The sequence below is a fragment of the Phycobacter azelaicus genome (assembly GCF_014884385.1).
Classification (GTDB): domain Bacteria; phylum Pseudomonadota; class Alphaproteobacteria; order Rhodobacterales; family Rhodobacteraceae; genus Phycobacter; species Phycobacter azelaicus.
The window spans coordinates 3335340-3349554 of the sequence record NZ_WKFH01000003.1 but is presented as its reverse complement, the minus strand read 5'-3'; the positions used below and the strand labels follow the sequence as shown (position 1 = coordinate 3349554).

13 protein-coding genes are annotated in these 14215 nt (G+C 59.7%); 8 read left to right on the top strand and 5 right to left on the bottom strand.

What is annotated here, in order from left to right:
- Positions 1–29: 29 nt before the first annotated feature.
- The 4 genes from INS80_RS17125 (at position 30) to INS80_RS17110 (ending at position 7144) form a co-directional block, all read left to right on the top strand.
- Positions 30–1814 (top strand): ATP-binding protein, encoded by a 1785-nt coding sequence (locus INS80_RS17125; RefSeq protein WP_192966786.1) that lies wholly within the window; start codon positions 30–32, stop codon positions 1812–1814.
- 26 nt (positions 1815–1840) lie between these two features.
- Entirely contained in the window at positions 1841–3178 is a 1338-nt protein-coding gene (locus INS80_RS17120) for a sigma-54-dependent transcriptional regulator (RefSeq protein WP_192967324.1), read from the top strand.
- A 522-nt stretch (positions 3179–3700) separates the two neighbouring features.
- On the top strand, positions 3701–6682 hold the full coding sequence (locus tag INS80_RS17115) for a ribonuclease E/G (RefSeq protein WP_192966785.1): 2982 nt from the start codon (positions 3701–3703) through the stop codon (positions 6680–6682).
- A gap of 63 nt (positions 6683–6745) precedes the next feature.
- Positions 6746–7144 carry a nuclear transport factor 2 family protein gene (locus tag INS80_RS17110; protein ID WP_192966784.1) on the top strand — a complete coding sequence of 133 codons (399 nt, stop codon included), beginning with the start codon at positions 6746–6748 and terminating at the stop codon, positions 7142–7144.
- A gap of 15 nt (positions 7145–7159) precedes the next feature.
- Here the strand turns inward: INS80_RS17110 and INS80_RS17105 are convergent, their stop codons facing one another.
- Entirely contained in the window at positions 7160–7393 is a 234-nt protein-coding gene (locus INS80_RS17105; protein ID WP_192966783.1) for a sulfurtransferase TusA family protein, read from the bottom strand.
- A gap of 93 nt (positions 7394–7486) precedes the next feature.
- Between INS80_RS17105 and INS80_RS17100 the strand changes: the two genes are divergently transcribed.
- From INS80_RS17100 to INS80_RS17090, 3 genes are all read left to right on the top strand, one after another.
- On the top strand, positions 7487–8239 hold the full coding sequence (locus INS80_RS17100) for a cytochrome c biogenesis CcdA family protein (RefSeq protein WP_192966782.1): 753 nt from the start codon (positions 7487–7489) through the stop codon (positions 8237–8239).
- Between the two features lie 70 nt (positions 8240–8309).
- Positions 8310–9602 (top strand): hypothetical protein, encoded by a 1293-nt coding sequence (locus INS80_RS17095; protein ID WP_192966781.1) that lies wholly within the window; start codon positions 8310–8312, stop codon positions 9600–9602.
- Complete coding sequence (locus tag INS80_RS17090) at positions 9599–10966, top strand: cytochrome P450 (RefSeq protein WP_192966780.1); 1368 nt, start codon at positions 9599–9601, stop codon at positions 10964–10966. Before INS80_RS17095 ends, INS80_RS17090 begins: the two co-directional genes overlap by 4 nt.
- Here INS80_RS17090 and INS80_RS17085 read toward each other — a convergent pair.
- Genes INS80_RS17085 through fumC form a run of 3 tightly spaced genes read right to left on the bottom strand, consistent with a single transcriptional unit; the run spans position 10951 to position 12760 of the window.
- Positions 10951–11181, bottom strand: a complete 231-nt coding sequence (locus tag INS80_RS17085; protein WP_192966779.1) for a ribbon-helix-helix domain-containing protein — start codon at positions 11179–11181, stop codon at positions 10951–10953. The two genes, INS80_RS17090 and INS80_RS17085, sit on opposite strands and share 16 nt — an antisense overlap.
- Entirely contained in the window at positions 11178–11366 is a 189-nt protein-coding gene (locus INS80_RS17080; protein WP_192966778.1) for a DUF4169 family protein, read from the bottom strand. Before INS80_RS17080 ends, INS80_RS17085 begins: the two co-directional genes overlap by 4 nt.
- Positions 11366–12760: a class II fumarate hydratase gene (gene fumC, locus INS80_RS17075; RefSeq protein ID WP_192966777.1), complete on the bottom strand. Its 1395-nt coding sequence runs from the start codon at positions 12758–12760 to the stop codon at positions 11366–11368. Before fumC ends, INS80_RS17080 begins: the two co-directional genes overlap by 1 nt.
- A gap of 254 nt (positions 12761–13014) precedes the next feature.
- Here fumC and INS80_RS17070 point away from each other — a divergent pair, with 254 nt between their 5' ends.
- The gene (locus INS80_RS17070; protein WP_369411426.1) at positions 13015–13581 is read left to right on the top strand and encodes a hypothetical protein; all 567 of its coding nucleotides are present in this window, start codon (positions 13015–13017) and stop codon (positions 13579–13581) included.
- 157 nt (positions 13582–13738) lie between these two features.
- Here INS80_RS17070 and INS80_RS17065 read toward each other — a convergent pair whose 3' ends face one another.
- On the bottom strand, positions 13739–14212 hold the full coding sequence (locus INS80_RS17065) for an SspB family protein (RefSeq protein WP_192966776.1): 474 nt from the start codon (positions 14210–14212) through the stop codon (positions 13739–13741).
- Positions 14213–14215: the final 3 nt, after the last annotated feature.

Genomic DNA, 14215 nt, shown 5'->3' with positions numbered 1-14215 from the left:
CTGGCGGGCTGGCGCAATAGATTCACGCCATGTCCGCTTCGCCTGACCCCTCTGCACGCGCCACGACCAAACGACGCCCCGCCACCCGGTCGGGAACGATCTCCTGGCGTGCGCGTCTTGGGCTGCTTTTGTTCATGGTCATTGCCGGGACTACGGTCTGGGTAACCAACCGCATGCTGAGTGACCGTTTCACCGAAAGCACGCGGAATCGGGCGGAACTGCGTTTGGCCCTCTATTCTGGCAACCTGGTCAGCGAATTGCGCCGTCACGCGATTGTTCCGCAACTGCTGGCGCGCGATCAGGCTTTGATCGCGGCACTGCAAAGCCAGGATTTCTCCTTGTCCACTCAGCGGCTCATTTCCTTTGTCGAGGAAATCGGCGCGGCCTCGATCATGCTCTTGGCCAGCGATGGGCGCACAGTCGCAGCGACAAACCGCAACAGGCTTGGGGAAACGCATCGCAATGCGGCCTATTTCGTGGATGCGGTTCGCTCCAAGGCGACGGTATTCTCGGTGATCGAGCGCGAGGTGGGCGGCTATCGCTTCACCTATTCGCGGCGCGTGGTGGATACGACTGGCACGCTCGGCGTCATAGTGATCGAGGTCGATCTTCAGAAATTTGAACGGGCCTGGGCCGGGATTTCCGACGCGGTCATGGTCAGTGACAGCACCGGCCGGATCATCCTTGCGACAGAGGCACGCTGGCGTGGCAAGGAAGAGCGTGATGCGCTGCGCGTGCAGACCCCCGAAGGCGCTATCCAGCGCGCGATCCGTGCCACGGCGGATTGGACCGTTCTGCCGGCGGATGCCTACCTTCAGGGCGAAGCTGTCATGCGGCTTGAAACCCGCGTACCGTTTCAGGGTTGGCGGCTGACATCTTTCACTACCTATGCCTCAATCCGGGAAAAGGTGAACGCGGTTCTGGCGCTTGAGATCATGGGATTCGCCATCCTTCTGGCGCTCGCCTTCTACGCCCTCAGCCGGAAGACGGCGCTGCGCATGGCGCTGTTCCAGCGCGAGTCGGCAGAGCTTCGCGTATTGAACGCTCGGCTGCAGCGGGAAATTGCCGAACGGGAAAGGGTGCAAGAGACGCTCGCAGTGGCCGAGCAGAGCCTCGCGCAAAGCTCGAAACTTGCCGCGCTTGGCGAGATGTCGGCTGCGGTCAGCCATGAGCTAAATCAGCCGCTTGCGGCGATGAAGACCTACCTTGCCGGGGCGCGTCTGTTGCTCAATCGCAATCGTCCAGAAGAGGCGTTGGCCTCCTTCGGGCGCATCGATGATCTGATCGAGCGGATGGGCGCGATCACTCGGCAGCTCAAATCCTATGCGCGCAAGGCTGGGGATGCCTTTGCCCCAGTGAACATGGGGGATGCGCTCGCTTCATCCCTGTCGATGATGGAGCCGCAGCTGCGCCAGAGACAGGTCAAGATTACCCGGATCCTGCCCGAGGAACCTGTTTATGTGATGGGTGACAGGATGCGGCTGGAACAGGTGATGGTCAACCTCTTGCGCAATGCCCTTGATGCCACCAAATCTGTGGAAGACCCTGAGGTTGAGATCCTGCTGGCGGCAGGTGAAACAGCGACTCTTTCAGTGCGTGACAACGGGGCAGGGATCAAGGATTTCGATAACCTGTTCGAACCCTTCTACACGACCAAGCAGCCCGGTGACGGGGTTGGCTTGGGTCTTGCGATTTCCTCGGGGATCGTGAACGACCTTGGCGGGCGGCTGATCGCACGCAACGGGCAGAACGGCGGCGCCGTGTTTGAAATGCAATTGCCGGTCCTGGTTGAAGGGATCGAAGCCGCAGAATGAGCGGGATCAAGGATGGAGAGGCCATTATGGCACAGGCTATGAAAATCGCGATCGTGGACGATGAACAGGATATGCGTCAGTCCATCAGCCAATGGCTGGCCCTTTCCGGCTATGACACGGAAACCTTCGCCAGCGCCGAAGATGCGCTGAAGGTTCTGGGCTCGGATTATCCCGGCATTGTCATCTCGGATATCAAAATGCCCGGCATGGACGGTATGCAATTTCTGAAGAAGCTCATGGGGAGCGACAGTGCCTTGCCTGTGATTATGATCACCGGCCACGGGGACGTGCCCATGGCTGTAGAGGCGATGCGGGTCGGCGCCTTTGATTTCCTTGAGAAACCCTTCAACCCAGATCGCATGTCTGAACTTGCCAAGCGCGCAACGAACTCGCGTCGTTTGACGCTAGACAATCGGGCCCTTCGGCGTGAATTGTCGGACGGTGGTCAGATCATGAAGAAACTGATCGGCATGAGCCCGGTGATGGAGCGCTTGCGCGAAGACATTTTGGATCTCGGCCAGGCGGACGGTCATGTTCTGATCGATGGTGAGACCGGCACCGGAAAGACGCTGGTGGCCCATGCGCTGCATGCCGTCGGCAGCCGCGCCGGTAAAAAGTTCGTGCTGATTTCCTGCGCGGCGCTGGAAGAGGACGCTCTCGCCAAGCGCCTTTTCGGGCCGATGCAGCCCGAGGACAGCATGCTTCCGGCCATCGAAGAGGCCCGCGGCGGCACGCTGGTCCTTGAGGATGTCGAGGCATTGAGCGAAACCTTGCAGGCGAAACTCCTGAGTGTGATCAACGAGCAGGGCACGCCTGGCGAAACCCGGATCATCGCGATTTCAAACCTGCAAGAAGCAGGCAAGACTTGCGAGGATGCACTGCGCCCCGACCTGTTCTACCGCCTTGCAGCCCTGCGCATCACCGTGCCGCCCCTACGCCAGCGCGGTGAGGATATTCTAACGCTTTTTACCCGTTTCAGTGAGCAATTTGCCGAGGAGTATGGCTGTGATGCGCCTCAGGTCACGGCACAGGAAGCCGCCCAGCTGTTGCAGGCGCCCTGGCCCGGCAATGTGAGGCAGCTCATCAACGTGGCCGAACGCGCCGTTCTACAATCGCGCCGCGGATCGGGAACGATTGCCTCGCTCCTGATGTCGGATCACGATGAGATGCAACCGGTCATGACCACCGAGGGTAAGCCGCTCAAGGAATACGTCGAAGCCTTTGAGCGCATGCTGATTGATAACACGATGCGCCGCCACAAGGGCTCCATTGCATCGGTGATGGACGAACTGTGCCTGCCGCGCCGGACCCTAAACGAGAAAATGGCAAAATACGGTTTGCAGCGGTCTGACTATCTTGGCTGATCGTCGCCCCCAGAAGGGGTAGTTGAGCGTCAAAAGCAGGTTTTCCTGCTTTTGTTAACCGTTTCCACGTAAAACAGAATAGTTTACACTTTCACGAGTGCCTGTTGCGAATGGCCATTGTCATTTCCCAGCGACAGGCCTTATGGTGGATAAACAGGGTTTCTGCGTGTTTATCGCGCCACCCCATATGAGATTCGCTGCGCCTTCCTTTTGTCCGGCATGAACCGAGAAAGCAGGAGCAGACCGATTTGTCCCGGCAAACGGGGCAGCCAAACACCTCTTCCGGGATCGCCGGGAAGGAATAACATGGCAGGGTTCGGGATATCCCACCTGTCGGAGAAGAACCGCGATGACGCGCGCGCGAGCCAAGAGCATACAGGACAAAGGGCCGGACAGACGTTCCGGGATCCTGCCCTGCGGCGCGACGTCTGATATCGCCCTGACAAGACACCCCCCAAGACATGCGCGGCCCCCTGGAAGAGGGAGGCCTCCGTTTGCACTGGGCAGGTGCACTAAGGACACATGGCCAAGAAGATGCTTATCGATGCCACCCACGCGGAAGAAACCCGCGTTGTGGTGGTCGACGGAAACAAGGTTGAAGAATTCGATTTTGAATCCGAAAATAAACGCCAGCTTGCTGGCAATATCTATCTCGCAAAGGTAACCCGGGTCGAACCGTCGCTTCAGGCGGCATTCGTGGACTATGGCGGCAACCGTCATGGCTTCCTTGCATTTTCTGAGATACATCCCGACTACTATCAGATCCCCGTCGCTGACCGTGAGGCGTTGATGGAGGAAGAGCGCGCCTACGCCGAAGCGATGCGTGCCAGGGATGAGGCTGAAGAGGAAAAGCCCTCACGGTCCCGCTCTCGCGGTCGGAAGTCGTCTCGCAGCAAGGCTGCTTCGGCAAAATCATCGGATGCGATTGAGACCAAAGAGGTCGACACGTCCTCCGCCGATAGCGCGCAGGCGGGTGTTGAGATTGATCAGCTCGTGGGTGGCGGCGAGATCGCCGGCATGGAGACCATCGATCTGACCAGCGATGACGCGAGCGGAGAGGACAAGCTGGCAGAGGTGCCGGAAGGAACCTCGCCGATGGAGCGTGTCGCCGAAACCCCGGTTGAGGAGCCTCAGGGCGAAGAGGCGGCGCCGGAAACTGCCGAGACTGCAGACGCGGCGGTCGAGGAAAAACGCGCTGAGGCAGATGCGGCTGAGGATGCGACGTCCGAGCCTACAGAAGACGGTGCTGCGAACGGCAGTTCTGATGTCGCCGAAGAGGACGATGACGAAGACGGAGAAAAGAAATCCGATGCGGCCTCCAAGGATGAAAGCATAGAATCCGTTGCCGACGACGACGACAGCGAGGACATCCGCCCGCCGCGCAAACCGCGTCCGCGTCGTTACAAGATCCAGGAGGTCATCAAGGTCCGTCAGGTCCTGCTGGTGCAGGTGGTCAAGGAAGAGCGTGGCAATAAGGGCGCGGCTCTCACCACTTACCTGTCTTTGGCGGGCCGCTACTGCGTCTTGATGCCCAACACCGCCCGTGGTGGCGGCATCAGCCGCAAGATCACAAACGCCGCCGACCGCAAAAAACTGAAGGACATCGCGGCCGAGCTGGACGTGCCACAGGGCGCGGGCCTCATTGTGCGCACCGCCGGTGCCAAGCGCACCAAGGCCGAGATTAAGCGCGACTATGAATATCTGCAGCGTTTGTGGGAGCAGATCCGCGAGCTGACCCTGAAATCTATCGCGCCGGCCAAGATCTATGAAGAGGGCGACCTGATCAAACGGTCGATCCGCGATCTATATAACCGGGAGATCGATGAGGTTCTGGTCGAAGGCGAGCGCGGTTACCGCATCGCCAAGGACTTCATGAAGATGATCATGCCGTCCCACGCCAAGAACGTGAAGAACTACAACGAGTCACTGCCGCTCTTTGCGCGCTACCAGGTGGAAAGCTACCTGGCCGGTATGTTCAACCCGACGGTGCAGTTGAAATCCGGCGGCTATATCGTGATTGGCGTGACCGAAGCTCTGGTGGCCATCGACGTGAACTCGGGCCGCGCCACCAAGGAAGCCTCGATCGAGGAGACCGCGCTCAAGACCAATCTGGAGGCCGCTGAAGAGGTGGCGCGCCAGCTGCGTCTGCGCGACCTTGCTGGCCTTATCGTCATCGACTTCATCGACATGGACGAGCGCAAGAATAATGCCGCTGTCGAAAAGCGTATGAAGGACAAGCTGAAGACCGACCGCGCCCGCATTCAGGTTGGCCGGATCTCGGGCTTTGGTCTGATGGAAATGTCACGCCAGCGTCTGCGTCCCGGCATGATCGAGGCAACGACCGCGCCATGTCCCCATTGCCATGGAACTGGCCTGATCCGTTCGGACGATTCCCTTGCGTTGTCGATCCTGCGCCAGATCGAGGAAGAAGGCACCCGCCGTCGTTCACGCGAGGTTCTGGTGAAATGCCCTGTTGCGATCGCCAACTATCTGATGAACCAGAAGCGGGATCATATTGCGCAGATCGAAGCGCGTTATGGCATGTCGGTGCGGATCGAAGGTGATGTTCACCTCGTTAGCCCGGATTTCGAACTTGAAAAGTTCAAGACCGCCTCTCGCGCAGTGCCTGTGGCCGCAGCTCCTGTGGTGTCTGTCGACACCTCTATCATGGATGAGGTGGACGCGGATGAAACGGCTGCAGATGCTGCGAACACAAGCGGTGCTGAGGATGCGCAGCCTGACACTGACGAAGATACCAAGCCCAAGCGAAAGCGTCGTCGTCGGCGGCGCCGGAAATCCGGTGCGCCTGAGGCGGGCAATGGTGAGAACGGCTCTGACGCCGAAGAGCAGAAAAGTGATCCTGAGCAAAAGGCTGGCGAAGGCGCTGAGCAAGCGGATCAGCCCGTAGCGGACCAGAAGGAAGCAGCTGAGGCCGATAATGGCGAAGACGCCACTTCTGAAGCGGAGGATAAGCCGAAGAAGAAAACGCGTAAGCGTCGCAGCCGGAGCCGCAAGCCTGCCGACAAGGAAGCTGACTCAGGCACCGAGGCAGAGGCAAAGGAGGCGGAGCAAGGCACGGCTGACCCCAACACGCCCGAAGATGCGCCCGCGCCGGAGGCTGCTGAAGCTGAGAGCGACGCCATTGCAGAAGAAGGCACCACTGCCCCTCAGTCGGGCAATGCCAAGGAGCAGGGCGCCGAGGTCGCTGAGATCGAGAGTGTAGCCCCCTCCGAAGAAGCGGCCGATGAAGCAACGACCGTTGAGCCTGCTGCCAAAGATGATAGCGACGCTGCTGGCGAAGCACAGGCGTCAGAGGATGTCGCTGAACCCGCAACGGAAGCTGTCGCAGAGGCCGTCGCCGAGACCCCAACGCAGCCGGAGCCGGAAACGGCTGAGCGGTCTGAGCCAGAGCTCGTCACAGCCGACGCTGACGCGGCTCCGGGTCCTGATCCGGAAAGCCCGCCAAAGCCGAAGCGCCGGGGATGGTGGTCTTTGGGCAGTTGATCCAACGAACAAGAGGCGGTCCGGTTCGGGCCGCCTTTTTTCATTGAGCGGAAGGGCAGTCCGATGCGTGAAAAGGATGATCTGTTGCACCAGCTTGTGGCTTGCGAGACCGCAGTCTGGGAGGCTCTGCAAAAAGGTGATGCGGCGGCTGATCGAGCAGCGCTGCATCCGGAGTTCCTGGGGGTCTATCCAAGCGGCTTTGCGGGTCGGCAGGCGCATTGCGATCAGCTCCGCGATGGCCCGACAGTTCGGCGCTTTGAGTTGTCACAGGCGCGGGTGTTGCCGTTGGCAGGTGATTGCGCCCTATTGGCGTATCTTGCGACCTATTCTTTGCCCGGGGATGACACGGAACGTGCTATGTATGTCAGCTCGATCTGGAAACGCTGCGGCGATGGATGGACCAACGTCTTTAGTCAGGACACCGAAGCCCTTCCCGAAGGCGCCGAGAACCCGTTGCCTTGAGGTCTGCCTTGATGTTCAGCCGCCCTTTCGGATGCGGTAAATCTGATGATCCGCCGCGTCGCTTTGTCCCAGAAATTCATGTCCCGCTTCAGTGCAGAAATGGGGCACATCGACGATGGCTGCGGGATCATCTGCCAGAATTGTCAGCACATCGCCCGAAGCGAGTGATTTCAAGCGCTTGCGGGCCTTCAGGACGGGCAGGGGGCACAGCAAGCCAATGGCATCGAGGGTGGTTTCGATATCGGTCATGACATTCAGATAATCCGCCAGTCACGGCCTGTCCACAAGGATGTGACCACGGTGGCCCGTGACCTTTTGCAAGACGTGGTCTAAGTCAATGCCATGTTTGGAATTGAGATCATCGACGCAGGACTGATTCCTGCCATGTTCGTGGCGCTGGTGGCCGGCCTGATCAGCTTCCTGTCGCCGTGCGTGCTCCCCATCGTGCCGCCCTATCTGGCCTATATGAGCGGCGTGACCATCGGCGAGATGCAGGGCACCGACACGGCGCGGCGCAAGGTCATCGTCTCCGCGCTGTTCTTTGTTTTGGGGCTGTCGACGGTCTTTCTGCTCCTTGGTTTTACCGCCTCTGCATTTGGGGCCTTTGTGCTGCAGAATCAGGAGCTTTTTGCAAAGGTGTCCGGTGTTGTCGTGATCATCTTTGGCCTGCATTTTCTGTCAGTGTTCCGTATCCCGATCCTCGACCGCGAAGCGCGGATGGACGCCGGGGAGTCCGGTGGCTCGGCGCTTGGGGCCTATGTTCTGGGCCTGGCCTTTGCATTTGGCTGGACGCCCTGTATCGGCCCGCAACTCGGCGCGATCCTGTCGCTTGCGGCGTCCGAGGCTTCTGTCAGCCGTGGTACGATCCTCTTGGGCGTTTATGCTCTCGGCCTGGGCGTGCCGTTCCTTCTGGCTGCGATCTTCCTCAACCGTTCCATGGCGCTGATGAACCGGATGAAGCGCCACATGGGTCTGATCGAAAAGATCATGGGGGCACTGTTGCTCTTTGTGGGCGTGATGCTGGTCACAGGTCTGTTTTCAACCTTCTCCTGGTGGCTTTTGGAAACCTTCCCGGCACTTGCTGCCCTCGGCTAAGTCCCTGCATCTAGGGTCTTACTCTTGCCCATATCCGCCGTTACTCTGAGGGAAATCAGATGGGGCCGGAATGGGCAAGGTTGCAGTGCAGGGGCAAACGGACGGGCACAGCGGGACGACAGTGCGTCGCCGGCGCGTATTCTACATCCCTGGCTACGACCCGATCCACCCACGTCGCTACCGGGAACTTTACCGAAGCGAAAGCGCGGCCCAAGCAAGGATTTCAGGCTATGAGATTGCGCAGCGCCCAAAACAGGCGGGCGGTGCATATGGTTGGCATGTTTCCGCCCGCCTGGAGGGGGCAGAGGTCGAGGCTGATGTAGAAGTGCTGGTTTGGTCCGATATCGTGCGGGGCAGCATGGCGGCTTCAATTCCCGCGACCTATTTGCAACTGGCGCGTACCGCCTGGATCTATATCTCCACAGGTGCTTTGTCGCGCCTGATGCACCTGCGCAAGGGCCCGGTGATTGCCGCGCTCTATCCAGTGGGTATGCTCCTGCTGCAATTGATCCTCGCGGTGCTCGCAGGGTGGCCTTTTGCCATGGTCGCGCAGGGGCTTGTGCAAGCGGGACTCGCTGCCGCAATAGGCTCTGAAGGTGCCTCTGTGGTGGGGACGCTGGTGTTCCTGGTTGTCTTTGGGGCTGTGGCCAGCTTTTTGCTCAGATGGTTCAAGGCGAGAGACGGAAAGCTCTTTGCCTACTACCTGATGCACGACTACGCCTACTCAGCTGACGCCCGTGGGGCCAACCCGCCGGAGCTTGAGGCGCGCATCGGTGACTTCCGGCAGTTGGTCCGTAGTGCCGTTGAAGAGAACACGGTGGATGAGGTGCTGATCGTTGGCCATTCCTCTGGCGCTCATGTAGGGGTCTCGGTACTGGCGGATTTGCTGCGTGAAGGTTTGCCGGAGACGCGCCCAGCTTTGGGGTTTCTCAGCCTTGGGCAGGTTGTTCCCATGGTCTCTTTCCTGCCGCATGCTCATCGGTTGCGGGCTGACTTGCGGTATCTCTCGGCCAGTCCAGATATCGCTTGGGTCGATGTGAGTGCGCCGGGGGATGGTTGCGCCTTTGCTTTGTGTGATCCGGTCGCCGTCAGCGGTGTTGCGCCAGAGGACAAACGTTGGCCGCTGGTGATCTCGGCGGCCTTTTCACAGACGCTGAGCCCCGCACGCTGGAAAGAGCTCCGCTGGCGGTTCTTTCGGCTGCATTTCCAGTATCTCTGCGCCTTCGATCAGCCCGGCGACTATGATTATTTCAAGATCACCGCTGGTCCCATCACACTGGCTGAGCGTTTCAAGAGGCGCCAGCCGTCAAAATCCCGGATCGAGGCTGCAACGTCCGGCTACACCTCGGTGAGCGCGCCATGACGCCAATGCCCCCCAAACCGCCTGCGCGCCCGGATAAGGTCTCGCTCTGGCGCTATGTGCAGCTCTTTCGCAAGGACATCCTGTCGGCCCAGCCCGCGCGGCTTTATCGGGCGTGGATGGCGGAGTTTCGCACCCCCTTCTTCCGCTCCTTTCTGCTGAACCAGCCAGATCTTTTGCAGACGGTGCTGAAGGAGCGCCCTGATGATTTCCCGAAGTCGAACCGGATCAGTGAAGGCTTGCGGCCCCTACTGGGAAATTCGGTCTTCCTGACCAACGGAGAGACTTGGAAACGACAGCGCCGCATCATCGATCCAGCCTTTGAAGGCGGACGCCTGAAAGAGACCTTCCCGGCGATGCGCGCTGCGGCCGAGGCCGCTGTGGAGCGGCTGAAAGGGCAGGCAGGCGAAATCGAGATTGAGGCGGTGACCTCCCATGTGGCGGCAGATGTCATCTTTCGCACGTTGTTCTCGATCCCGATCGAACATGAGGTTGCCGCCGAGGTTTTTGCGCGGTTTCGCGACTATCAGCGCAGCCAGCCGATCCTGAACCTTGCCGCCTTTGTGCCGGTGCCACGTTGGGTTCCGCGTTTCTTTCGCAAGGGAACACGGGAAAACGCCGCCCGTATCCGCGCCCTAATCACGCGTCTCACGGATGAAAGGGCAGCCCAGATCGCGGCGGGTACGGCGCCGCTGGATCTGGCGACCAAGATCATGACCACCAGGGACCCCGAGACCGGAGAGAGTTTCACGACCGAGGAAATGGTCGACCAGGTGGCGATCTTTTTCCTCGCGGGTCATGAAACCAGCGCGTCGGCACTGGCGTGGACGCTTTATCTGATGGCGATTTTCCCGGAGTGGCAGGAGAAGATCGCGGCGGAGGCTGCAGCATTGGGCGATACCAGCTTTGCCGCGGTATCACGCTTACGAATCAGCCGCGATGTCTTCCGCGAGGCGTTGCGGCTTTACCCGCCGGTTCCGATGATGGTGCGCGAAGCGACCTGCCCGGAGCATTTCCGCGACCGGAATGTTCCAAAAGGATCGCAACTGGTGCTAAGCCCCTGGCACCTGCATCGGCACGAAAGGCTTTGGGACAATCCTGACGGGTTCGACCCGGCGCGTTGGGAGACCGAGAATGGAAAGACCTGCCAGCGCGAGGCCTATATGCCCTTCTCGGCTGGGGCGCGGGTCTGTACCGGAGCAGGCTTTGCGATGGTCGAGGGGCCGCTGATCCTGTCGATGCTGCTGCGCCACTACAGGGTGACACCGGTTGAGGGCAAAGAGCCTGTGCCGGTCGCTCATCTGACAGTGCGCGCGAAAGATGGAATTTGGTTGCGGCTGGAGCCGAGAGCTCACTGTAAAGACTGACGCTGTTGTAGATGCCGCAGGACGTAAAGCCTTATGGCCGACGCGAGCCCGCAGTCGGTCCCGCGCGCCTCGTCTATTTCTGCTGCCAATTCATTGATGGCGCGGCCTTCTTCGGTGGCAATGGCACGGAAGGCGGACCAGAATTCATCCTCCAAGGAGACAGAGGTGCGGTGGCCGCGTAAGGTCAGCGAGTGTTTCTTGGGGCGGCTGTTCATGTCTCGCCTTGATCGTCAGCCTTGTGGCCATCCAGATCTCGCGCCTGTTTGTTCCGAAGGCTGCGGTCGAGCTGTTTTTCCGCCTTGCTGCGGCCGAATTTCACCGCGTTGGCGTCGGCGCGGGCCTTTTTCTCGGCCCGCGCCTTTTGCTTTCTAAACCGGTTCAGATTGACCGGCTCTGCCATCAGTCCTTGGGCCCGATCATCTGTTCGGGGCGCACAACCGCGTCGAAGGTGGCCTCATCCACAAAGCCAAGCGCGATGGCTTCTTCCTTCAGGGTGGTGCCGTTCTTGTGCGCGGTCTTGGCGACCTTGGTGGCATTGTCATAGCCGATGGTCGGAGCCAGCGCGGTGACCAGCATCAGGCTTTCTTTCATCAGCTTGTCGATGCGCGGCTCGTTGGCCTTGATGCCGTTCAGCATCCGCTCGGTGAAGCTGTCGGCCACATCTCCCAGCAACTGCATGGACTGCAGGAGGTTGTAGGACATCATGGGATTATAGACGTTCAGCTCAAAATGGCCTTGGCTGCCTGCGAATTTGATCGCGGCGTCGTTGCCCATCACATGGGCCGCGACTTGCGTCATCGCTTCAGCCTGGGTCGGGTTCACCTTGCCCGGCATGATCGAGGAGCCCGGCTCGTTTTCCGGCAGGATCAACTCACCAAGGCCCGAGCGCGGGCCGGAGCCGAGGAAACGGATGTCATTGGCGATCTTGTACATGGCGCCAGCGACCGAGGCGAGCGCGCCGGACATGAAGACCATTGCATCATGTGCGGCCAGGGCTTCGAACTTGTTGGGGGCAGTGACAAAGGGCAGGCCGGTGATCTCGGCCATGTTGGCGGCGACCTTTTCGCCCCAGCCATGTTGGGTGTTAAGGCCGGTGCCAACGGCAGTTCCGCCTTGGGCCAGTTCATAGATGCCGGGCAGGGCGGCCTCGATGCGGGCGATGCCCATGCGGATCTGGTGGGCATAGCCGCCAAATTCCTGGCCAAGCGTCAGGGGAGTTGCATCCTGCGTATGGGTGCGGCCGATCTTGATGATGTCCTGGAACTCTTCGGACTTGGCCTCCAGACCTGCCAGCAGCTTGTTCAGCCCCGGCAGCAGGACGTCGCGTACCATCATGGCGGCGGCGATATGCATCGCGGTCGGGAAAGTGTCGTTCGAGGACTGACCCATGTTGCAGTGATCGTTCGGGTGTACCGGATCCTTGGAGCCGATCTCGCCGCCGAGGATCTCGATCGCGCGGTTGGCGATCACCTCGTTAGAGTTCATGTTGGACTGAGTGCCGGAGCCAGTCTGCCAGACAACCAGCGGGAAGTTGTCGTCGAACTTGCCCTCAAAAACCTCACCGGCAGCCTGAATGACCGCATCGGCGATCTTGGGATCGAGCTTGCCGCTCTCCTTGTTGGCCATCGCGCAGGCCTTCTTGATCACGCCGAGCGCGCGCACGATGGCGACGGGCTGTTTTTCCCAGCCGATGGGGAAGTTCATGATCGAGCGCTGCGTCTGCGCGCCCCAGTATTTGTCGGAAGGAACTTCCAGCGGACCAAAGCTGTCTGTTTCGGTGCGGGTATTGGACATCTCGTCTGTCTCCGTCTCGTATGCCGTTGCATGCCGTTTAGCCCGCAGCCGCCTTGGGCGCAATCGGGCAGTTGCGCGCATCATAAGGAAACACATGCGCGGGTATAGGCCCAATTAGGGGTGATCCATTGCCTGTGCGTTGAAATAGGCTAAACTTCAAACTGCGCGTGAGATGCGGACCATGCCTCAAGGATAAGAGATTGCGGAAACCTTCCCTTCGCCCACAACAGTCGTCATCCCAGTGCAACGGATGTGTGACAGCGTCGAAACGCTTGTTTCAGGTGCAGATGGCCCTGATGAACGGTCTCCTTCTGGCGTTTCTTCTTGTGTTCGTCGCCCGGTCAGCCTTTGCAGATGCCACGCCGTTCCTTGGCTCCTATTCGGGATCGGTCGAGCTGGCTCATACAGATGGCTCGATCGAGCTGCGTGACATGAGTGTAACCATCGCCGAGACAAGAAAAGGGTTTTCTGTGCGGTGGAGCACAGCGACGATCCGGGAAGATGGCAGCCGCAAAATCAAGAGTTACGACATCAGTTTTGTCGAAACAGATCGCCCCGGAATTTTCGCGGCAGCGATGGAGAGAAATGTTTTTGGCCACGAGGTGCAGATGGACCCGATGAAAGGCCAACCCTACGTCTGGGGACGCATTTCTGGAAGAACACTCACTGTATTCTCCATGTTCATTGCCCCAAACGGAGATTACGAGATGCAGCAGTACGACAGGACCCTCACGGACGGGGGCCTTGAACTGCGGTATATGGCGCATCGGAACGGCGCGCCCACGCGCACACTCTCTACCTTCCTGGATCGTATCGATTAGTCAGGTGGCACTTGGGATTTGCCCGGAAGAGGGAGGAACGGCGGGACCGCGCTGTACATACATCGCAGCACAGACGGCTTCACTGCTGATTTGAAGGTCTTAGCACGTCAGCAGGCTACGAAGTCCGCAAACGGGTTGAGCGACCAAAACCGGCGCGTCACTTCCGGAAACTGTCTAGCGAGACCACCTCTGCATCTGCCTTTTTCTTTGGCTCGTCTTGTGCCTCATCCGCTTCAGGTGCCGCTTCGATTTCTTCTGAGGTGTCCTCGTCATCGTCTTCGGCCGTTTCGAAACGCAGGCCGAATTCCACAGATGGGTCGACGAACGTCTTGATCGCATCGAACGGGATATAGAGCGGCTCCGGGGTGTCACCGAAATTGAGGGTAACGGCAAAGCCGTCCGCGGTTATGTCGAGGTTGTCGAACCAGTGTTGCATCACCACGGTCATTTCGTCCGGATAACGTTCACGCAGCCAATCCGCGAGCTTTGCATCCGGGTGGCGAGTGTCGAAGGTGATGAAGAAGTGGTGATTTCCGGGCAGACCATGGTCCGCCACATTCTGCAGAACGGTGCGAATAAGACCACGCATGGCCGTATGCATCAGGTTTCCGTAGTCGATTTCCTGTGACACGCT

Bases quoted from the DNA above. Each gene is read 5' to 3' on its own strand.
- INS80_RS17080 (WP_192966778.1), bottom strand. From the start codon at position 11,366: ATGGCAGAGCCGGTCAATCTGAACCGGTTTAGAAAGCAAAAGGCGCGG.
- INS80_RS17085 (WP_192966779.1), bottom strand. From the start codon at position 11,181: ATGAACAGCCGCCCCAAGAAACACTCGCTGACCTTACGCGGCCACCGC.
- INS80_RS17105 (WP_192966783.1), bottom strand. From the start codon at position 7,393: ATGACCGATATCGAAACCACCCTCGATGCCATTGGCTTGCTGTGCCCC.
- INS80_RS17115 (WP_192966785.1), top strand. From the start codon at position 3,701: ATGGCCAAGAAGATGCTTATCGATGCCACCCACGCGGAAGAAACCCGC.
- INS80_RS17090 (WP_192966780.1), top strand. From the start codon at position 9,599: ATGACGCCAATGCCCCCCAAACCGCCTGCGCGCCCGGATAAGGTCTCG.
- INS80_RS17100 (WP_192966782.1), top strand. From the start codon at position 7,487: ATGTTTGGAATTGAGATCATCGACGCAGGACTGATTCCTGCCATGTTC.
- INS80_RS17120 (WP_192967324.1), top strand. From the start codon at position 1,841: ATGGCACAGGCTATGAAAATCGCGATCGTGGACGATGAACAGGATATG.
- INS80_RS17095 (WP_192966781.1), top strand. From the start codon at position 8,310: ATGGGCAAGGTTGCAGTGCAGGGGCAAACGGACGGGCACAGCGGGACG.
- fumC (WP_192966777.1), bottom strand. From the start codon at position 12,760: ATGTCCAATACCCGCACCGAAACAGACAGCTTTGGTCCGCTGGAAGTT.
- INS80_RS17125 (WP_192966786.1), top strand. From the start codon at position 30: ATGTCCGCTTCGCCTGACCCCTCTGCACGCGCCACGACCAAACGACGC.
- INS80_RS17110 (WP_192966784.1), top strand. From the start codon at position 6,746: ATGCGTGAAAAGGATGATCTGTTGCACCAGCTTGTGGCTTGCGAGACC.